We start from the raw sequence: 22,164 nt of genomic DNA, 5'->3' as shown, positions 1-22,164 counted from the left end.
CAACTCACCGGCCACGTAGCGTGATGCAGGCCACTATCGGGTCGGGCCGTAGCCCGCATCACACCCGATTCGTTCTCCGTGAAACGAGCCGCCATGACCGCTGAGCCGATACCCACCCCGACACTCGACCGAATGAAGAGTGCGGGAAGCTGGAATCCTCTGTGGGACACCTTGTCCCAGTGGGATCCGGAGTGGACCGAGCAGTTCATGGCCATGAACGCCACTCCCGTGCAGCGTGGGGTGTTCACGCCCGAGTTCGTCGAACTGCTCAGCATTGCCATCGATGCCGCCGCCACCCACATGTACGCGCCGGGAGTGCGCAGGCACATCCGGGCCGCACTCGAACTCGGTGTGTCCAAGGAGGAGATCCTCACCGTCCTCGAGATGGTGAGCGTCCTCGGGATCCACGCCTGCAATCTCGGTGTACCGATCCTCGCGGAGGAACTCGACGCGTACGAGTCCCGGCGCCCGGCACACTGAACGCCGCTCCCACACTCTCTCCCTCTCCACCCGCACCCTCAGGAGCATCCATGGGACCGAATCCCACCACGTCCGAACTCGAGATCGCAGTCGCCGCCCCGTCGAGTTCCGTGCCGACCGCCGACCGCCGCACCCGACGCTCCTCGTTCTACCCCTGGCTCGTTTTCGCCCTCGCGTTCGCGTTGCTGCTCTCCGACTACATGTCCCGCCAGGTTCTCAGTGCGGTCTTCCCGTTCCTGAAGGCCGACTGGGCACTGACGGATTCCCAGCTCGCATCCCTTACCAGCATCGTCGCGCTGATGGTCGGGCTGCTCACCCTCCCGCTGTCCCTGCTAGCCGACCGATGGGGGCGCGTGAAGTCCCTGGTGCTGATGGCCACGCTGTGGAGTGTCGCGACCCTGCTGTGCGCGATCGCCTCGAGCTACGAGCAGATGCTCGCCGCGCGCTTCCTCGTCGGTGTCGGGGAGGCCGCGTACGGAAGTGTCGGAATCGCCGTGGTTCTCAGCGTCTTCGCGCCACGCGTCCACTCCACACTCAGCGGCGCGTTCATGGCCGGCGGTTCCTTCGGCTCGGTCGTCGGCGTCTCGCTCGGCGCGGTCATCGCCGTGCACCTGAGCTGGCGCTGGTCGTTCGCCGCGATGGCGGTCCTCGGACTCATCCTGGTCCTGGCATTCCGCACGATTGTCACCGAACGCCGCCTGGCCGAGCACGCCGCGACCGACGACACCGCCGAATCCGCCCGCCCCGACGAACCCGCGATCCGCGTCCCGGTGTCGACACTGTTCACCAACCCGACCGTGTGGTGCGCGTACCTCGGCGGCGGACTGCAGATGTTCAACGCGGCCGTGCTGCTCGCCTGGGCCCCGAGCTACTTCAACCGCTACTACGGCATGGCCCCGGACAAGGCCGGTGCCGTCGCGTCGGGGTTCGTGTTGCTGATCGCCATCGGCATGATCGTCTGCGGCATGATCACAGACCGGGTCGGCCGCAACAACGCGGCCGCGAAGTGGACCAGCGCAATCACCTACTGCACGATCTCGCTGGTCTCGCTCGGAATCGCACTCCAGCTGGAAACCGGTGCGTCCCAGCTGATTCTGCTGGGTATCGGCGCCTTCTTCGCTGCCGGCTCGTCCGGCCCCACCGCCGCCATGGTCGCGGGTTTGACCCACCAGTCGGTGCGGGCCTCGGCCCTCGGCAGCCTGACCGTGACCAACAACGTCCTCGGCCTGGCCACCGGACCCTTCGTCATCGGCATCCTCGCCGACCGCCTCGGCCTGCTCGGCGCACTGCAGCTGGCACCGCTGGTGTACGTGCTGGCGATCGTGGCCCTGTTCCTCGGCAAGCGGATGTACCCGGCCGGGCTCGCGAAGCTCGCGGCGCAGAGCGCCGCCGCCGCGGCGAAGGTCTAGGTCTCGCCGGACCACATCAACTCGGCAAGTCCCGGTGGCAGCCGCCGCCGGGACTTGCCGAATGTCATACACCTCGACGATGCACTGGCCGGTCCCGCGCCCTGGACCACCAGCTGGCGAAACACCGGACCGCGCACCCGTGACCGGTTACATCACGAAGCGCTGGAGGCACCAACTCCACCGGATCATCCAGGTCGAGGATCCGCAGGTCATCGGGCAACGCGAACACCCCCAGCGCGCGCCGCGAACCCGGCAGCAGCGGGAACGCGAGTCCGACTCCGGGTTGCTTCGGGCTATCCTCGTCGCCGTGAGATCACCCAACCGCGACGCACTGGAGGCCATGGTCGCGGAGGCGACGATCGACTGCTACAACGACAGCGAATGCGTCACCGGCTTTTACACCATGCTCCACGAGAACCTCGACCTGCCGTTCCACACCCGTGTGCTCGGTGCCCAGGTCACCGTGTCCGGCATCGACCTGATCGACGACCACATCGTTGTGATCTGCACCCGCGGCCGGTCACGACAACGCCTTCGAATTCTCGACCTGCCGTTGCCGGCACCGCCACCCGACGGTGCCGAGTGGATCGAGGCATACCGCCACTGGCTGAGATAGGTGAGGACACGAGCATGAACACCGGCGACACCGCACCCCCGAGCGCGACCGGGGAGCACCGGATACGAATGACCGAACAGGAGGCCATATCGAATCTGCACACGGTGCTGCACCTCTGCGCGGCCGGTGAATTGCGGTGCAGCGAGAAGACCCACCGCCCCTCCGCGGCGACGGTCGCTGCCGTGGGCTCACAGCTCGCGCACGGCGACTTCTACCTCGACGACCCGATCGCGTCGTTCGCGTGGCCGCTGATCATCCAGGCCGGTGGGCTCGCCACGATCGAGAGCGGGCGCCTGCGGCTGACCCCGAAGGGCCGTACCGCCCTGCGTCGGCCGGCGGCCGAGGCCATCTCCCAACTGTGGCGGCGCTGGCTCACCCACGCGGTGATCGACGAGTTCAGCCGAATCGAACAGATCAAGGGTCAGCGCGCACACAACGTCCTCACCTCGGCCCGGACCCGCCGGCAGACCGTCGCTGCGGCTTTGGCCGGCTGCCCACCCGGAGAGTGGATCGGGATGGATTCACTGTTCACGGCAATGCGACGGAAAGGCGTGAGCCCCAACGTCGCACGCAGCGAGCGCGCGCTGTGGAAGCTCTATCTCGTCGACCCGCAGTACGGCAGTCTCGGCTACGACGGTTACCACCGGTGGGAGATCCTCGAGGGCCGCTACACGATGGCGGTGCTGTTCGAGTACGCCGGCACGCTGGGCCTGCTCGACCTCGACTACCTCCACCCCACCGGCGCACGGTCGGACTTCCACGCCAACTGGGGCGGTGACGACCTGGACGCGCTGAGCAGGTATGACGGACTGCAGGCGATCCGGCTCACCGCCCTGGGCTGCTACACCCTGGGCCTGACCGACACCTACGAGCCGCCCGCCGACAACCCTCCGCCCCGGGTTCTGAAGGTCCTGCCCAACCTCGACATCGTCGCCACTGGAACCCTGTCCCCCGGCGATCAGCTACTGCTGTCCGGCTACGCCGAGCACACCGCGGACCGGGTCTGGACCCTCTCCGCCGCGAGCCTGCTGGCCGCGATCGACGGTGGCCACCACCTCGAGGACCTCACTACCTTCCTCGCCGCGCGCACCGACCATGAGCTGCCCGGCACGCTGCGGACCGTCATCGACGACGTCACCCGCCGAGCCGCCCAGCTCACCGACCACGGCCACGCCCGGGTGATCGAATGCACCGATGCCGCACTCGCTGCGCTCATCACCCGCGACCGCGCACTCCGCACACTGTGCCGTCCGATCGGCGACCGCCACCTCGCGGTCCCCGTCGAACACGAACCGAAGTTCCGCAGGGCCCTACACAAACTCGGCTACGCCCTGCCCAGGCCGAACACCCCCTGACCGAAGACGTCAACGCCGCGACACACAGGGCCGGGCGGCGGCCTGCGCCGGCGACCGGTGGCCGAATCGACTAGTAGTCAGATCCAGTCGATGTGGACGGAGTCGATGTGGTCGAAGTGGAATCCGAAATTGGTTGCAGTACATGTCGAAGCCCTTGTTCTCGCATCCCTCGTCGGCACCGTTGCGGACCATGACCCGGCTCTTGACCCGGATGACCGCCCTCTTCGGTGTTCCGGGTAGAGCCCGCCAATTCCTCGCCGACAAGGGCATCCGCGTGGGCCGACGGTCAGCGCCTGCCCCTCCGCGGGGGCAGCGCCTGCGATTCGGGTATTGCCCTGCCTCGCGTCTCCAGCTACAATCGAACGTATATTCGAATGACCTTGGGGGAGGTTGGTTGTGGGGGCAATGCTTCTCGAGGAATTGCGCACATTCACGGCGCGACTGCAATGCGCCGAGGCGGCGAGTGGGGATCCGGGGTTGGGCATCGACCTGCTCGATGCGATCGAGACGTTGAAATCGGTCGGGTGCGCGGTACAGGCGGTGATCACCGACGATGTCGCGACGAGCATCCGTCCGGACCGCGGGGCTCGGAAACGTCCACGATCCGAGTGGGGTCGGGGTATCGCGTCGCAGATTGCGCTGGCGCGCAGAGAATCCCCGAACCGGGGCGGCCGGCATCTGGGGTTCGCGCAGGCGCTGGTGCACGAAATGCCCCATACGTTGGCCATGCTGCAGACCGGTCGGCTGAACGAATGGCGAGCCACTCTGTTGGTCCGGGAGACAGCCTGCCTGTCCGCGACCGATCGGGCTATCGTCGATCGTCAGTTATGTTCGGACCCAGCAACACTCGACGGCGTCGGCGACCGCGGTCTGATCGCGCGGGCCAAGGCCCTGGCGGTCGAACTCGACGCCGCCTCGGTCGTCCGGCGGCATCGCAAGGCCGTGTCCGAGCGTCGGGTCACGACCCGTCCGGCCCCGGATTCGATGGCCTATCTGAGTGCGCTGATGCCGGTGGAGCAAGCGGTGTGCCTGCAGGCCACGCTGGGTCGGGATGCGGACAGTCTCATCGCGACCGGAAAGGGGCGGGGTCTCAGCCGAAATCAGCTGATGGTGGACTTGTTGTTCGAACGCGGCACCGGAGCGTCGGTGGCGTCGGGTGTGCCGGTGACGGTGAACCTGGTGCTCTCGGACGAGACGCTGCTGGCAGGCGGTCACGAGGCGGCGCAGCTTCAGGGGTTCGGGCCGGTGCCGGCCGGGATCGCGCGACAGCTGGTGGCCGACGCCCTCGATGATGACACCGAGACGTCGTTGCAGCGCGTGTATTCGTGCCCGCAGTCGGGGTCGTTGACGGCGATGGAATCGCAGTCCCGTACGTTCCCGAAAGGTCTGCGAAAACTGATCGATCTGCGGGATCAGACGTGCCGCACCCCGTGGTGTGATGCGCCGATCCGACATCACGACCACATCCGCTCACGGCGGCGGCGGGGTGCCACGACGGCGGACAACGGATCCGGCCTCTGCGAGGCGTGCAACTACGCGAAGGAAGGCGACGGTTGGACGGCCCGCCCCGTGCACAGACCCGGCCGCACCCACCTCGTCGACCTGGGCACCCCGACCGGGCACCACTACCGATCTGCGGCACCACCACTCCCGGCCGCCGCGCGGCAATCCGAGGTCGAGGCGGTGCTCATCGCACACGTGCGTGCGTCGTGACAGCGCGATCACGCCTGGACGACACCGACCGCCGGGACTTGCCGAATCAGCTTCGTGAACGCTTCACAAGTGCCACGCTTGAGACCATGGACAGCATCAAGTCGATGAGTGATCGGTAATGGCCCGGCCGGTGCGCGTCGTCGTGCTCGGCGCCGGTTCGTGGGGAACGACGGTGGCCGGTCTCGCCGCCCACAACACACCGACCCTGCTGTGGGCGCGGAATTCGGATACCGCGGACGAGATCAATACGGAGCATCGCAACTCCCGCTACCTCGGCGAGCGGGCACTCCCCGACTCCATGCGCTCGACAGCCGACCTGGTGGAAGCGGCGCAGGAGGCCGACGTTCTCGTGGTCGGGGTGCCGTCGCACGCGGTCCGCAGCACCCTTACTCAGATCGCCAACGAGGTGCGGGCGTGGGTGCCGGTGCTGTCTCTGGCGAAGGGGCTGGAGCCGGGAACACGGTTGCGGCCCACCGAGGTGATCGCCGAGTGCCTGCCGGGGCATCCGGTCGGGCTTCTCGCCGGTCCCAATATTGCGCGGGAGATCGTCGACGGACTTGCGGCGGCGTCGGTCGTCGCCACCCAGGACGTGCGGGTCGCCACCGCGTTGCAGCCGTTGTTCGCGTCCGCGGTGTTCCGCGTGTACCGGAATACCGATGTGCTGGGCTGCGAACTCGGCGGTGTGCTGAAGAACATCGTGGCCATCGCGTCGGGGATGGCCGACGGGCTGGATGTCGGCGACAACACGCGCGCGATGGTCCTCGCACGCGGGCTGGCCGAGATGACCCGGCTGGGTGAGGCGATGGGCGCGAACCCGCGGACGTTCGCCGGGCTCACCGGGGTCGGAGACCTGATCGCCACGTGTATGAGCCCGAGTTCCCGCAACCGGCGGGTGGGCGAGTTCATTGCCCGCGGCATGACCGTCGAGGAGGCTGTCGCCAAGCTGGGGCAGGTGGCCGAGGGCGTCAAGACCGCCCCCACCGTGATGGAGTTGGCCCGCGACTACAACGTGGACATGCCCATCGCCGCGGAGGTCGAGGCGGTCGTCGCCGGACGTCAGACGCCGGAAGGCGCCTACCGTGGCCTGCGGAAAGTCGCTGCCGGCAGTGAGGACGAGGTGGCGTGATCGCACAACTGCAACCGGAAGTAGCACTATCTAGACGTTTCTAAGCAATCTCCTAGAAAACTGGGGCAGACTCCTGAAGGGAGGCACCCCAGCGAGCAGCGTCGTGCGGGGACGGATGCGTGAGAGAAGTCAGCGATGAGTTCACCGACCCCGATTGGTCCCGGAGACTCGCCGGCGCGCGCCTATCCGCTGTCGCCCGCACAGATGGGGATGTGGCTCGCGCAGCGCGTCGACCCTGCCGTTCCCGTGTCGGTCGCCCAGTACGTCGACATCCGCGGCGCGCTGAACCGTAGCGCTCTCGCGTCGGCGTGTGCTCGCGCTGCCGCCGAGTTCGAGTCGTTCTTCCTGCAGATCACCGAGGTCGGCGGTCAGCCGCGGCAATGGGTGGACCCGAACCTCGACGCGACCGTCGGCTACGTCGACTTCCGCGACGTCCCGGACCCCGAGACGTCGGCGCACGCGTGGATGCGCGCCGAGCCCGCCGAACCGATCGACGTCCGGCGCGACCGCCTGACCGTCTCGTACGTTCTCCACGTCGGGCACGACCACTACTTCTGGTATTCGCGCGCCCACCACGTCGCGATGGACGGTTTCGGGTCCATCACGCTGGTCTACCGGATCGCCGCGCTCTACACGGCCGCGGTGCACGGACTGCCGCCGCCCGCGAGCAGGACCCTCGGCCTGCGACGCATTCACGACCTCGAGATCGACTACCGCGACTCGGCGCGCCGGGACGCCGACCGGGAGTACTGGACCGACACCATGCGTGGCGTCACCCACCCGAGCACCCTCGCGCGCGGCCCCGCGCCTGCGGCCGCCGGTTCCCGGGACGTCAGCGGAATATTGTCCACCGAACTGGTCGATCGGCTCGAGAAATGCGCGGCGGCGCACGGGGTCAATCCTGCGACACTCACGGTCTGCGCGGTCGCCGGCTTTCTGGCGCGCACGACCGGCCAGGACGACGTCACGCTCAGCCTGCCGGTGTCGGCTCGCACGACGGCGGCGCTGCGCCGGTCCGGCGGGATGGTGTCCAATATTGTGCCGCTTCGGATCCCGGGTGCAGGGACGGCGACCGTCGGTGATCTGGTGGCCCGCACGCGTCTCGTGATGTCGGGTGCCCTGCGGCATCAGCGGTACCGGCACGAGGACATCCGCGCCGATCTGGGCGACGCGCTGTCCGGGCCGCGGCTGTTCGGCCCCGCCGTCAACATCATGCTGTTCCCGGAGGAACTCGAACTCGGTTCCCTGCGGAGTCAATTGCACGTGCTGTCTTCGGGTCCGATCGAGGACCTGCTGGTGAACCTGTACCGCTCCGGTCCCCACGGACGCGTGCATCTCGACTTCAAGGCGAATCCGCGACTGTATTCGCAGGACGAGCTGGACGGTCACCACACCAGATTCCTGCGGTATTTCCAGCGCTTCCTAGACGCCGAGACCGCGCACCCGATCGGTGATCTCCCCGTCCTCATGGAAAACGAAACCGCGGCGCTGGTCCCCTGCCCCGGACCGCCGGGCAGTGTGCCGGTCACTCTCGCCGACGTGTTCCGCGCTGCTGCCGCCCGGGACCCGGACGCGACGGCCGTCGTCGACGCCGGCCGGGAGGTCACCTACCGGGAACTCGACGAGTGGTCGGATCGGATCGGATCGACGCTGGCACGGTTCGGCGTCGGGTCCGGCGACGTGGTGGCGCTGGCGTTCCCACGGTCCTTCGACTATCTCTGCGCGGTCTGGGCCGTCGCGAAGACGGGTGCCGCATTCCTGCCGGTGGACCCGACGTACCCGGCGCCGCGTGTTCGGCACATGCTCGACGACTCCCGCGCGGCGATCGGGCTGACCTCCGCGGAGTTCGTCTCCACGTTGCCGGACGGCACCGAATGGCTGCTGCTCGACGAGGCCGCCCGCTCCGGAAGCCCCAGTTTCGGCACGCCGGCAACACGACTCGACGACGCCGCGTATCTCATCTACACCTCCGGGTCGACCGGCGCCCCCAAGGGGGTGGTGGTCACGCACCGTGGGATCGCGAATCTGGTCTCCGCGCAGCGCACCCGACTGGACCTCGACCGGTCGGCGAGAGTTCTGCACGTCGCGTCGCCGAGTTTCGACGCCTCGGTCTTCGAGATGCTGATGGCCTTCGGTTCCAGTGCCGCACTGGTCGTCGCCCCGCCCGCGGCATACGGCGGATCCCCGCTGGCGCGGCTGATGACCGCCGAAACAGTCACCCACGCGGTCCTCACCCCGTCGGTGCTGGCGTCGATGGAGCCCGCCGAGGTCGAAGGTCTGCGCACCCTGGTCGTCGCCGGGGAGGCGTGCCCACCGGAACTGGTGTCGCGGTGGGCGTCCCGGTGCCGGATGATCGACGCCTACGGCCCGGCGGAGACCACCGTGATGGCGACCGTCAGTGGTCCCCTCCGCAGCTCCGCACTGGTCACCGTCGGCCGGCCGATCGACGGCACGAGGGTAGTGGTCCTCGATCACCGGCTGCGCCCGGTTCCCGTCGGCGTGGCCGGCGAACTGTACGTCGCGGGACCGGCCCTCGCCCGCGGGTATCACCGCAGGGCCCGGCAGACGTCGGAACGGTTCGTCGCCGATCCGTACGGACCACCGGGTACCCGCATGTACCGCACCGGCGACACGGTCCGCTGGACCCGCGACCACGAACTCGAGTACCTCGGCCGCAGTGACGCGCAGGTGAACCTGCGGGGCCTGCGCGTCGAACCCGGAGAGATCGACGCCACGCTCCGCCGACATCCGGCGGTTCGGTTCGCCGTCACCGTGATTCGCTCGCAGGCCACCGGTGATCAGCTCGTGTCGTACGTGGGCGCCGACGCCGTGGCGGAGCGGGAGTTGCTGTCGTTCCTCACCGCCGAACTGCCCCCGCATCTCGTGCCTGCCGACGTCGTCGTGCTCCCCCACCTTCCGCTGACCCCGTCCGGCAAGCTGGATCGCGCTGCCCTTCCCGAGCCGCACGCCCGGCCGTCGATCAGGGTCGCTCCCGAGGGCGCCCGGGAACGGACGCTCCACGCCCTCTACGCCGACATCCTCGGGACGTCCGATTTCGGTGTGGACGAGTCGTTCTTCGCGCTCGGCGGCGACAGCATCATGGCGATTCAGCTCGCCGCCCGGGCGCGGAGCGCCGGAGTGTCGTTCACCCCGCGTGACGTGTTCGAGCAGCGGACAGTGTCCCGACTCGGCGTCGTCGCCGGCGACGACCCGAGTGGACCGACCCTCGAGGAACTCCCCGGCGGCGGGATCGGCGAGATGCCACTCCCCCCGGCTGCCCGGTTCCTCTTCGACCGCGTCGGGGTCGTCGACCGGTACGCACAGGCTGTGGTGGTGGAATTGCCGCGGGGTGTGGACGCGCAGAAACTGCACACGGTGATCGGCGCCGTCGTCGATCGGCACGACGCGCTGCGGGCGCGCCTCGGACGCCACTCCGACGGGACGGCATTCCTCACGGTGAGCCCGGCCGGCGCACCGCTGCCGGACGGCACGATCACGCGGGTCACGCTACCCGCCGACGCCGACCCCGCGCAGCGGACGCGGGACCAGCACGAGGCGGCGGTCCGGCGGTTGAATCCGGTTGCGGGCGTGATGATGCAGTGCGTCTGGCTCGATCCCGGACCGGAAGAGACCGAGCGTCGTGGACGGCTGCTCTTCGTCGCGCATCACCTGGTGGTCGACGGGGTCTCGTGGCGGATCCTGATCGGCGACCTCGCCGCGGCGTGGGCGCAACTCGAGGCGGGAGCGTCGCCCAGCCTTTCTCCTGTCGGCACGTCCCTGCGCCGGTGGTCACACGGACTGGCCGAGGAGGCGCAGCGCACCGGCCGCAGGTCCGAACTGTCATTCTGGCGCGCTATGACCTCGGTCGAGGATCCGCCGCTCGGCACCCGACCACTCGACCCGCGACGTGACGTGAATTCGACGGTGGACCGGATTCACACGAGTACATCAGCAACGCACTCGCTCCTCACCGACGTTCCGGCCGCCTTCCGCTGCGAGGTCAACGACGCACTCCTCACCGCCCTCGCCCTCGCGCTCGGGCAGTGGCAACGCCGCCGCGGACGACCGGCCACGGCGCCGATGATCCGGCTCGAGGGCCACGGCCGCGAGGAGGCGGTGCTGCCCGGCGCCGATCTGTCCCGCACCGTCGGGTGGTTCACCAGTATTTTTCCGATCCGCCTCGACCTGGGGGACCTCGACCTGGACGACGCCGGCGCCGCCATCACGGTGGTCAAGGAACAGTTACGGGCGGTGCCCGACAAGGGCATCGGTTACGGCCTGCTGCGGGGTCCGGGGGACGAGACCGGCCAGATCGCGTTCAATTACCTCGGACGGCTCGACAACACTGATTCCGAGCATGATTGGCGGCCGGTGCGGGACGGCCCCGCCGTGTTCTCCTCCGCCGAACCGTCGATGCCGGTCACCGCGCTGATCGACATCACCGCGTTCACCACCCACGGCGCCCTCGACGCCACGTTCGCCTTCCCGACGGGTGCGATTGCGGCAGAAGACGTACGGGCTCTGGCCGATCTGTGGGAGCAGGCGCTGACAGCCCTCGCCGCGGTGGCGCGTTCCCCACACACGAGTGTGCTCACGCCGTCCGACCTGTCGCTGGTCGCCGTGGACCGCGAGGACATCGAGGAATGGGAACGCGACCGTCCGGGTCTGCTCGACGTGTGGCCGCTGACACCGTTGCAGTCGGGGCTGCTGTTCCACGCGGCGCTCGCAGGCGCGGAGGGCGATCCCTACGCGATGCAGGTGGTCCTGACCCTGTCCGGGCACCTCGACCGGGACCGGCTCCGAAGCGCGTGCGGCGCCGTCCTCGCGGGGCACGCGAATCTGCGCACCGCCTTCGTGCGCGACGGTCGCGGCGTCCCGGTGCAACTCGTACTCGGCGACGTGCCGCCGCGGTGGCGGCACGTCGACGTCACCGATACCGGTGCCGAGCAGATCCTGCTCGACGACCGCGCCACGCGCTTCGACCTGTCGGCCCCACCGCTGATTCGGTTCACACTGCTGTCGCGGGGTCCTGACAGTGCCGAACTGGCGATCACCGCCCACCACATCGTGCTGGACGGCTGGTCCATGCCGCTGTTGGTGCGTGAACTCCTCACCGCCTACCGAGGCGGTGACTCCCGCACCGAGCGGCCGGATTCGAGCCCCTATCGCGACTTCCTGGAGTGGCTCGCGGCGCGGGACACCGACGCCTCGGCGCGGGCGTGGGTCGCGGCGCTCGACGGCATCACCGAGCCGGCCGCGCCGGCGGACGACACCCCCACCACGTCCGAGTCGGTGCTGGAACTGAGTGAGCAGGACACCCGCAGGCTGACGGCCCGCGCGAGCGAACTCGGAGTCACGCTGAGCACCATCGTCCAGGCGGCCTGGGGAATCGTCCTCGGGCGGGCGACCGGACGCGACGACGTCGTGATCGGCGAGGCCGTCTCCGGCAGGCCCCCGGAACTCGCCGGCGTGGAGAGCGCGGTGGGATTGTTCGTCAACACCGTCCCCGTGCGGATCCCCCTCGATCCCGGCATCGACGTCGCCGCGCTGCTCACCCGCCTGCAGGCCGAGCACGTTCACCTGCTCGAACACCACTGGCTGGGCCTCGCAGACATTCAGCGGGCGGTCGGGGTCGCGCCCCTGTTCGACACACTGGTCGCGTTCGAGTCGTACCCTGTGGACCGCACCGCGCTGCCGGAACCCACGGACGGACTGACCTTGGACGGCGTTCACGCACACGACGCCTCGCACTACGCCGTGACGCTCGCGGTGACGGCGGCCCCGACCCTGCGGCTGACGGCGAAATGCCGGTCACCGCGCTACGACGGCGCGGCCCTGCTCGCACGGGTCGGCCGCGTGCTCGACTGCATGGGCAGGGATCCGCACGTCGCCCTCGGCAGCCTCGACCTTCTCGGTGCGGCGGAGCGGGAGCGGGTGCTGCGCACCTGGAACGCGACGGACGCACCGGTGCCCTCGACCACCCTGGTGGACCTGGTCGACGCGCAGGTCCAGCGTTCGCCCGGTGCCGTGGCGGTGGAGTTCGGCGCGGATCGGTTGACGTACGCGGAGTTCGACGCACGGGTGAACCGGCTGGCCCGGTATCTCGTGGCGAGGGGCGTCGGACCGGAAAGCGTCGTCGGGGTGGCGGTTCCCCGTTCGATTCGGCTTCTCGTCGCGCTGCACGCGGTGCTGAAGGCCGGCGGCGCCTATCTACCCGTGGATCCCGGGCACCCGCCCGGACGGACCGCCCTCGTACTCGACTCGACAGCACTGGTCCTCACGTCCGGTGCCGGGAACGGCACGGTCCCGGACGGAGTCGCTGTCGTGGACCTCGACCGGCTGGACGTCGCCGGGTACGACCCACGACCGATCACCGATTCCGAGAGACGTGCACCGTTGCGCCCGGCGAACGCCGCGTACGTCATCTATACATCCGGTTCCACGGGACGGCCCAAGGGCGTGACGGTAACGCACGAGATGATGGTCAACCAGTTTCGGTGGGCGCAGACGCTGACGCCGCTCGACGGTACCGATGCGGTGCTGCACAAGACCCCGCTCACGTTCGACATCTCCTCGTGGGAACTGCTCTGGCCCTTACACACCGGCGCACGGGTGGTGGTCGCCGAACCCGGCGGACACCAGGACCCCGCCTATCTGGCGCGGACCGTCGCGCAGCAGTCGATCACGACGCTCCATGTCGTTCCGTCGATGCTCGACGCCTTCCTGGCGCAGTGCGGGCCGCAGGTGCCCTCGACTGTGCGTCGCGTGTATTCGGCGGGCGAGTCGCTGTCCGCGGCGACGGCAGCACGATTCGCGGAACGCAGTGCGGCTGCGCTGTACAACTGGTACGGCCCGTGCGAGGTCGCGGTGGCGACGTCGGAGTCGATCGACGGCAACGAGATCGGCGCGGTGGTCTCCCTCGGCGGTCCCGTCCACAACGTACGTACGTATGTGCTCGACCGCCGGCTGCGACCGGTGCCGGTCGGGACGAGCGGCGAGTTGTATCTTGCCGGTGCGTACCTGGCGCGCGGTTACGCCGGACGCCCCGACCTGACGGCCGAACGCTTCGTCGCCGAACCGTTCGGCGGAACGGGCGGGCGGATGTATCGCACCGGCGACGTGGTGCGGTGGAACGGGGCGGGCAGGCTCGAGTACCTCGGGCGCAGCGACTTCCAGGTCAAACTTCGCGGCCAGCGCATCGAACCCGGCGAGATCGAAACCGCGTTGACGTCCGACCCGGCGGTGACCCGAGCGGCGGTCACCGTGCACCGCGACCGGGACGCCGGAGACCGGCTGATCGCGTACATCGTGGCCGCGGACGGTGCACCGCCGGACGAGCGGCGGATCGCCGGCCGTCTCGCCGGACTGCTCCCGGCCTACATGATTCCGTCCGCCTTCGTCCCGCTTCCCGAACTGCCCGTCACGTCCAGCGGAAAGCTGGATCGCGCCGCCCTGCCGGAACCCTCGCCCGCGAGGCCTGCGTCCGATCCGCCGGCCACACCCACCGAGGACGTGATCGCGTTCGTGTTCGCGGAGGTGACCGGCACCGCGTCCGTGGGACGGTACGACAACTTCTTCGCCGCCGGAGGAAACTCGCTGACCGCGGCGCAGGCCGCCGCCCGCGTCGGAGCGGCGCTGGGAACCACCGTCGACCTCCGTGCACTGTTCGACCACCCGACGGTCGCGGAACTGTCGGCGTATCTCGCGGACCGCGCACACGAGACCGCGCAGGCTCCGCTGGTCGCCCGCGCCCCGGCCGCCCACGTGCCGCTGTCCCTCGCCCAGCAACGTCTGTGGTTCCTGAACCGGCTCGACGGACTCTCGGCCACCGACAGCATTCCCGTCGTGCTCCGCCTCACCGGCACCGTGGACGAAACGGCGTTGTGTGCGGCCATGCGTGACGTGATCGACCGCCACGAACCCCTGCGCACCGTCTATCCCGAGCACGACGGGATACCGTGCCAGCACGTTCTCCCCGCGACCGCCGTTCCGCCGTGCACGGTGTGGAAGACGCCGAACCCGGCCGGCCGGGTGCGGGAACTGCTGTCGGCGGGATTCGACCTCACCGCCGAACCCCCGGTACGCGCCGAACTTCTCACGGTCGGTGCCGGCGAGTGGGTGCTCGCCCTGGTCGTCCATCACATCAGTGCCGACGGGTTCTCGCTGGGACCGCTCGCCCGGGACGTGATGACGGCGTACCGCGCGCGGGTGCAGGGTGGCACACCGGTGTGGACGCCACTGCCGGTCCGTTACGCCGACTACGCCCTCTGGCAGCGTGAACTGCGGGACCGGCAGCCGGGTCTGGCGTACTGGAGACAGACCCTGTCCGGGATGCCCGAACTGCTCACCCTGCCGTTCGACCGTCCCCGCCCGCCGGTCGCGACGCATCGCGGCGCCGACGTCGCGTTCACCCTCGACGCGGAGGCGCACCGGCAGATTCGTGCCCTCGCGCGCACCCACGACGCCACTCCGTTCATGGTCGTGCAGACGGCGCTGGCCGTCCTCGCGGCCAGACTCGGCGGCACCGCGGATGTCGTGATCGGCACTCCGATCGCGGGGCGCGGGCCGCGCGCACTCGACGACCTCGTCGGGATGTTCGTCAACACCCTGGTGTTGCGGACGAACCTCGCACTCCACGACTCGTTCGCCGGCACCCTCGCCTGCGTGCGGGACGTCGACCTCGCCGCCTACTCCCACTCGGACGTCTCGTTCGAGGAGATCGTGGAGGCGGTCGCGCCGGAGCGGTCGCGTGGTCGCAATCCGCTGTTCCAGCTGGCGCTCGCCTATCACAACACGGCACCGGTCGTGGTCGATCTGCCGGAGGTCACCGCCGCTGTCGTCGAGATCGACACGCACACGGCGAAATTCGACCTCCAGCTCACCGTCTCCGAATCGCTCGACGGCGACGGCGGCCCCGGACCCCTCTCCTGCGTCTTCACCTACGCCACCGACCTGTTCGACGAGGCCACCGTTTCCGGGTTCGCGGACCGGTTCCGGCGGGTGCTCCACACCGCACTCGCCCATCCGCGCGTGGTGATCGGTGACATCGACGTCCGGGGCGGCGAGGAGAAGGCGACACGCCACGCCGGTGCGCCGTCGTTGCCGCCGCGGACGCTGCCCGACCTGATGTCGGCGGCCGCCGAACGGAATCCGGCGGGTCCGGCGCTGACGGCGGACGGGCGGACCATGACGTATCGCGAACTGGATGCCGCGTCGAATCGTCTCGCCCGGGCGCTGATGCGGCGCGGGGCCGGACCCGAGACGATCGTCGCTCTCGCGCTGCCGCGCTCGGCGCTGTCCGTCGTCTCGGTGTGGGCCGTCGCGAAGACGGGGGCCGCGTTCGTGCCCGTGGACCCGCGCTACCCCGCCGCGCGGATCGAGTACCTGCTGGACGACTCCGGCGCCGCACTCGGGCTGACCACCGTCGCGGAGCGCGCGGCCCTGTCGGACGGGACGGACTGGCTGCTGCTCGACTCCCCGGACTTCCGAACCGAATGTCGCGGTTACTCTTCGGCCGCGATCGCGGACTCCGAACGTTCGCGGCCGCTGGAGGTGCGTCACCCCGCATACGTGATCTACACGTCCGGTTCGACGGGAAAACCCAAGGGCGTGGCGGTGACCCACACCGGTCTCGCCGATTTCACGGCGGAACAGCGGGAGCGCTATGCGGTGACGGCGGCCTCGCGGACACTGCATGCGTCGTCCCCCGGCTTCGACGGCGCGGTGCTGGAGATTCTGCTCGCTCTCGGTGCGGGCGCCTGCATGGTGCTCACACCTCCGACGGTGCAGGGCGACGATCCGCTCACGGACGTGCTGGCCGGGGAGCGGGTCAGCCACGTGTTCACCACGCCGACGGTGCTGGCGACGGTCGACCCCCGCGGCCTGCACGACCTGCAGGTGGTCGTGGTGGGCGGCGAACCCTGCCCGCCGGACCTCGTGAAAGTGTGGGCGCCGCTGAGACACATGTCGTTGTTCAACGGATACGGCCCGACCGAGACGACGGTGATGACGACGATCAGCGACCCGTTGGTGGCCGATCAGCCGGTCACCATCGGCCACCCGGTCCGCGGCGCCGCGGTAGTCCTGCTGGATGCGCGCCTGCACCCGGTTCCGACAGGGGTGGCCGGCGAACTCTATGTCTGCGGTCCGGGCGTCGCGCGCGGCTACCATCGCAGGCCTGCGCTCACCGCCGCACGGTTCGTCGCCTGCCCGTTCGGCAGCGCCGGGGACCGGATGTACCGGACGGGCGACGTGGGCCGGTGGTGCCGCGACGGGTCGATCGAGTACCTGTACCGCAACGACGCCCAGATCGAACTGCGGGGTGTGCGAATCGAACTCGGCGAGATCGACGCGACCCTCCTCACCCACCCGGGCGTGCGGTTCGCGGCGACGGATGTGCGCGAACTGCGCGACGGTGTCGACGCACTCGTCTCGTACGTGCTCCCGGAGCGGGGCGAGACGGTCGATCCGGAGCAGCTGATCCGCTTTGCGTCGACGCGCCTGCCCGCACTACTGGTACCCGCGATCGTGGTCGTCGTGGACGCCGTGCCGCTCACCGTCAACGGGAAACTGGACCGCTCGGCGCTGCCCGACCCCGTTCCGGCCGCAACCGACTTCGAGGCCCCGCACACACCCGCCGAGCGGGTGGTGGCGACAGCGTTCGCCGAGGTCCTCGGGCTCGACCTCGTGGGACGCGACGAGAACTTCTTCGCCCTCGGTGGCACATCGCTGTCCGCGACACGCGCCGTGTCCCGGATCGGTGCCGCGCTGGAGACGTCGGTGCCGGTGCGCGCAGTCTTCGACACCCCGACCGTCTCCGCACTCGCGGCGGCCGTCACCGAGCAGACCGACGGCGCGGCGCACGTGCCCCTGACCGTGCGTCCGCGCCCGCCCCGCGTACCGCTGTCGCCTGCGCAGCAACGACTGTGGTTCCTCGCCCGCCTCGCACCCGGCTCCCCCGAATACAACATCCCGATGGCGCTGCGGCTCGACGGAACACTCGACGTCGCCGCCCTCACCGCGGCCGTGGCGGATGTGGTCGGCAGGCACGAACCGCTGCGCACCCTGTATCCCGACAGTGACGGCGTCGCGTACCAGCAGGTGATCCCGGTTGCTCGGGCCACCCCGTCCCTCCGGCCGATATCCGTGGCCAGGGGCGACGTCGCCGCGCGGGTCGCGACGTTCGCGTCGCAGGGTTTCACCCTGGGCGCCGAACCGCCGATCCGCGCCCGGCTGTTCGCTCTCGCCACCGACGAGTGGGTGCTCGCCGTCATGGTCCATCACATCAGCGCGGACGGGTTCTCGGTGGCGCTGCTCGTCCACGATCTGATGACCGCCTACAAGGCCCGGGTCGCGGGCGAGGCGCCGCGGTGGGCCCCACTGCCCGTCCAGTACACGGACTACACCCTGTGGCAGCACGAACTGCTGGGCGAGAGCGACGATCCGCGGTCCGTCGCGGCGCGGGAACTGTCGTACTGGAAGGACACGTTGTCCGGTGCGCCGGAACAGTTGTCGCTACCCACCGACCGGCCGCATCCGGCCATCGCGTCGCACCGCGGCGGCACCGTCGAATTCGCGCTCGACGACGCGCTCTACCGCGCCGTCGAGCACACCGCGTCGACGTGCGCCGTCACCCCGTTCATGGTGGTGCACGCCGTGTTCGCCGTGCTGCTCGCGAAGCTGAGCGGGTCCACGGACATCGTGATCGGTACCCCCGTCGCCGGACGCGGAGATCAGGCGCTCGACGAACTGGTCGGCATGTTCGTCAACAACCTGGTTCTGCGCACCGAGGTGAGTCCCGCGGAAAGCTTCGCGGACCTGCTCGGCCGGGTGCGGGAGGACGACCTCGACGCGTTCGCGCACTCCACCGTCCCGTTCGAGACCGTGGTCGAGGCGCTCGACCCCACCCGGTCACGCGCCCGCAATCCCCTGTTCCAGGTGGCCCTGGCGTTCCAGAACCTCGACCACACCCCGCTCACCCTGCCCGGACTGCGGGTGTCGGCGACGACTCCCCCCACCCGGTCGGCCCGATTCGACCTGCAGCTCACCGTGACCGCCGATCCCGGCCCGTCGACGGAACGCACCCGGCGCACGGCTGTGTTCACCTACGCCACCGACCTGTTCGACCATCACACGGTCGTGGACCTGGGGGAACGATTCCTCCGGACGTTGAGCGAGGCTGTCGCGCAACCGCATCGGGCTGTCGGCGACCTCGCCCTCGTCGATCCGGACCCGGATGTCCCGGTCGCGGCGCCGTCTTCCGGTGAGACCCTCGTCGATCTGTTCGAGCGGCACGTCGCCACGTCGCCGGACGCCGAAGCGGTCGTCGCCGGCGACCGCGTGCTCACCTACGGTGAACTCGACCGTCAGATCAATCGGCTCGCCCGCCACCTGATCCACGCAGGTGCAGGCCCGGAGTCTCTGGTGGGATTGGCGATTCGCCGCTCCGCCGATCTCCTCGTCGCAATGTATGCCGTCGCGAAAACGGGCGCGGCGTACGTGCCGATCGACCCCGACCAGCCCGCGCAGCGCAACGCCCAGATCATCCGCGCCTCGGACGCGCGGGTCGTCCTCACCACCGAACGCGATCGGTTCGACCTCGCCGACGTCCTGCCCGCGGACACACGGCTCGTCGTCGTCGACCGGGTGGACCTGTCCGGGGTCGATCCGTCGCCGATTTCCGACCGCGACCGGACCGCTCCCCTGAGGGCGCAGAACCCCGCGTACGTGATCCACACGTCGGGATCGACGGGCACCCCCAAGGGGGTCGTCGTGACCCATGCGGCCGTCGTGAGCTTCCTGACCTGGCGGCAGGACACCGACCCGCTCGGTGCCGGCGACACGGTGATGCTCAAGCTGCAGTACACGTTCGACGCCTCGGTCCGCGAATTCTGGTGGCCGCTGATCGCCGGTGCGCGGCTGGTGATCGCCCGCCCGGACGGCCACCGCGACCCCCGGCATCTCGCCGAGCTGATCGGTCGGCACCGGGTGACCGCCGGATACTTCCTTCCGCTGATGCTGGCCGAGATCCTCGCGGTCCCCGACGCGGATCTCACGTCACTGCGGCAGGTGTCCTGCGGCGGCGAGGTTCTGCCGCCGGACACCGCCCACCGTTTCCACGCACGGTGCCCGGTCACGGTGCTCTACAACGAGTACGGCCCGACCGAGACGGCCGTCGCCGTGACCCGCACGGTCGTCGGTCCTGTCGATACGACCGTCCCGATCGGTGTGCCGCAGAACGGTGTCGGTGCACTCGTGCTGGATTCGCGGCTGCATCCGGTGCCTGCCGGCGTCCCGGGTGAGCTCTACCTGTCGGGCGCCCAGTTGGCCCGTGGGTATCTCGGGCAGCCGGGGACGACGGCCTCCCGATTCCCGGCCAATCCGTGGGGACCGCCCGGTCAGCGGATGTACCGGACCGGCGACGTGGTCAGTCGCCGGCGCGACGGCACGATCGACTACCTCGGCCGGCGGGATCTCCAGGTGAAGATCCGGGGTCAGCGCGTCGAACTCGAGGAGATCGAGACGGCGCTGCGCCGCAACACCGCCGTCGCGCAGTCCGCGGCGGCCGTCTACGAATCCCCGGCCACGGGGTCCCGGCTGGTCGGCTACGTCGTGCCGCGTCCGGGCGCGGACGTGGACACCCGTGCCGTGTCGGCGGAACTGGCGCAGCGACTGCCCCGGTACATGGTGCCCAACCAGATCGTGGTGCTGGAGGCACTGCCGTCGACCCCCCACGGCAAACTGGATCGGCGGGCGCTCCCCGATCCGGGTGTGCCACGGGCGCAGCGGTTCCGTCCCCCGACGACCCGCACCGAGAAACTGGTCACCGCGGTGTTCGCGGACGTGCTGGGCACCGGTCTGGTGGGGCTGGACGACAATTTCTTCGAGCTGGGCGGCAACTCGTTGTCCGCGACCAGGGCGGCGTCGCGGCTGCACACATCGACGCACGTCGAGGTCCGCCTCGACTGGTTCTTCACCGACGCGACCGCGGAGAGCATCGCCGCGCGGATCTCGTCGAGTTTCGCCGCCGCCTCCGACGCCTCCGCGGCGCTCGAGGTGCTGCTGCCGCTGCGAGCGGACGGCGAACGGGAGCCGCTGTTCTGCATCCATCCGGCCGTCGGGTTGGCCTGGTGCTATTCGGGATTGACCGCGCATCTGCGCCCCGACCGCGCGGTCTGGGGTGTGCAATCCCCCGCCGTGACCGAAGGCGGCGACCGGTTGACGACGATCACGGATCGCGCCGCTCGCTACGTGCGGGAGATCCGCCGCGTGCAGCCGCGGGGGCCGTACCACCTGCTCGGGTACTCCGTGGGCGGCGTGATCGCGCACGCGATGGCGGTCGAGTTGCGCTCGTGCGGCGAGGACGTGCGTGTGCTGGCGATGATCGACAGCTACGCGTCGGCGGAGCGGGACATCCCGGCACCGACACTGCCGGAACTGCTCGCGGAATTCGGGGGCGGCGCATCGGAACAGCTGGGTCCGGAACAGTTGGCCCGGTTGTACGAGGACTACGTCGACGTTATCGACGCCGCCGCCGACTTCGTGCCCGGGCACTTCGACGGCAGCCTGCTGTTCTTCGGCGCGGCCAGCGACGGCTCCCGGCCCACGGCCGCGTGCGCGACGTGGCGCCCGTGGATCGGCGGGGACGTGATCGCCCACACCGTCGACCGCCCGCACGCGCAGATGACCGACCCGGAGGCGCTGGCCGTCATCGGACCGATCCTGGCCGGCTACCTCGACTGCATCTCAGCCGCCGACGGGACGGAGAATCCACCAGCCACCCAGCGCGAGACAGCTCAGCGTGACGAGTAGGGACAATCCCACCCACACGATGCCGGGAACGTGGGTGAGCCGCGCCAGTTGATCCGCGTCCGACTCCGGGGCCGCGCCGCGGGCCCGTTGACGCTGCAGTTCCAGGACCGGTCTCGGGGCGGCGACGAGCATGAACAGCGTGATCAGATAGGCCGCGGCCACCTGCTGGTCCTGCGTGCCGAACCACACGAGCCCGAACAGCAGCGCCCCGACCACCGTGAGGGAGAACAATCCGTACAGGTTCCGGACGAGGATCAGCATGGCCGCGAGAGCCACGACACCGATCCACAGCACAGCGACCGCGTGCTGGGTGCCCAGCACCCAGGCCGCGCCGAGACCCAGAACGGCGGGACCCACGTAGCCGGCGAACGTCATGAGGACCACGCCGATCCCGGTCGGTTTACCGGACGAGATGGCCACACCCGACGTGTCCGAGTGCAGCCGCACCCCCTTCAACGTGCGACCGAACAGCAGGGCGACCACCAGGTGCGCACCCTCGTGCACGATGGTCACCACATTGCGGGTGATTCGCCAGGCGTGTGGTTCGAGGACGAGTATCACGGCCACCACCGCCGTGAGCTGAACGATCCAGGGAGCCGGCGCGGGGCTGACGGCGCTCATGCGCTCCCACAGCGAGTGAAGTCCATTCATCGG

At 69.6% G+C, this 22,164-nt stretch carries 8 protein-coding genes; 7 read left to right on the top strand and 1 reads right to left on the bottom strand.

Annotated features, from left to right (window positions below; all coding sequences use genetic code 11):
* Positions 1-93: 93 nt before the first annotated feature.
* The 7 genes from CJ179_RS17500 to CJ179_RS17470 all read left to right on the top strand — a co-directional run bounded on the left by CJ179_RS17500 (position 94) and on the right by CJ179_RS17470 (position 21,510).
* On the top strand, positions 94-480 hold the full coding sequence (locus tag CJ179_RS17500) for a carboxymuconolactone decarboxylase family protein (RefSeq protein WP_072946305.1): 387 nt from the start codon (positions 94-96) through the stop codon (positions 478-480).
* A 50-nt stretch (positions 481-530) separates the two neighbouring features.
* A complete protein-coding gene (locus CJ179_RS17495; protein WP_072946306.1) occupies positions 531-1,889 on the top strand; it encodes an MFS transporter in 1,359 nt (452 codons plus the stop codon).
* A 139-nt stretch (positions 1,890-2,028) separates the two neighbouring features.
* Positions 2,029-2,505: a calcium-binding protein gene (locus tag CJ179_RS52745; RefSeq protein ID WP_241031327.1), complete on the top strand. Its 477-nt coding sequence runs from the start codon at positions 2,029-2,031 to the stop codon at positions 2,503-2,505.
* Between the two features lie 14 nt (positions 2,506-2,519).
* Positions 2,520-3,860 carry a helicase-associated domain-containing protein gene (locus tag CJ179_RS17485; protein ID WP_095862367.1) on the top strand — a complete coding sequence of 447 codons (1,341 nt, stop codon included), beginning with the start codon at positions 2,520-2,522 and terminating at the stop codon, positions 3,858-3,860.
* A gap of 396 nt (positions 3,861-4,256) precedes the next feature.
* Positions 4,257-5,573, top strand: coding sequence for an HNH endonuclease signature motif containing protein (locus CJ179_RS17480; RefSeq protein WP_095862366.1), 1,317 nt, complete (start codon positions 4,257-4,259; stop codon positions 5,571-5,573).
* 118 nt (positions 5,574-5,691) lie between these two features.
* Complete coding sequence (locus CJ179_RS17475; protein ID WP_072946310.1) at positions 5,692-6,699, top strand: NAD(P)H-dependent glycerol-3-phosphate dehydrogenase; 1,008 nt, start codon at positions 5,692-5,694, stop codon at positions 6,697-6,699.
* 135 nt (positions 6,700-6,834) lie between these two features.
* Entirely contained in the window at positions 6,835-21,510 is a 14,676-nt protein-coding gene (locus CJ179_RS17470; protein WP_095862365.1) for a non-ribosomal peptide synthetase, read from the top strand.
* Here the strand turns inward: CJ179_RS17470 and CJ179_RS17465 are convergent.
* Positions 21,445-22,161 (bottom strand): M50 family metallopeptidase, encoded by a 717-nt coding sequence (locus CJ179_RS17465; RefSeq protein ID WP_072946312.1) that lies wholly within the window; start codon positions 22,159-22,161, stop codon positions 21,445-21,447. The genes CJ179_RS17470 and CJ179_RS17465 overlap by 66 nt on opposite strands.
* Positions 22,162-22,164: the final 3 nt, after the last annotated feature.

The organism is Rhodococcus sp. ACS1 (assembly GCF_002300155.1).
Classification (GTDB): domain Bacteria; phylum Actinomycetota; class Actinomycetes; order Mycobacteriales; family Mycobacteriaceae; genus Rhodococcus_F; species Rhodococcus_F koreensis.
Note: the sequence above shows the minus strand (reverse complement) of the source record. Positions and strands in the feature narration are given on the sequence as shown.

What these genes read in the sequence shown, in the direction of transcription:
- CJ179_RS17485 (WP_095862367.1), top strand. Translation starts at nt 2,520, where the DNA reads ATGAACACCGGCGACACCGCACCCCCGAGCGCGACCGGGGAGCACCGG.
- CJ179_RS17470 (WP_095862365.1), top strand. Translation starts at nt 6,835, where the DNA reads ATGAGTTCACCGACCCCGATTGGTCCCGGAGACTCGCCGGCGCGCGCC.
- CJ179_RS17475 (WP_072946310.1), top strand. Translation starts at nt 5,692, where the DNA reads ATGGCCCGGCCGGTGCGCGTCGTCGTGCTCGGCGCCGGTTCGTGGGGA.
- CJ179_RS17495 (WP_072946306.1), top strand. Translation starts at nt 531, where the DNA reads ATGGGACCGAATCCCACCACGTCCGAACTCGAGATCGCAGTCGCCGCC.
- CJ179_RS17465 (WP_072946312.1), bottom strand. Translation starts at nt 22,161, where the DNA reads ATGAATGGACTTCACTCGCTGTGGGAGCGCATGAGCGCCGTCAGCCCC.
- CJ179_RS17500 (WP_072946305.1), top strand. Translation starts at nt 94, where the DNA reads ATGACCGCTGAGCCGATACCCACCCCGACACTCGACCGAATGAAGAGT.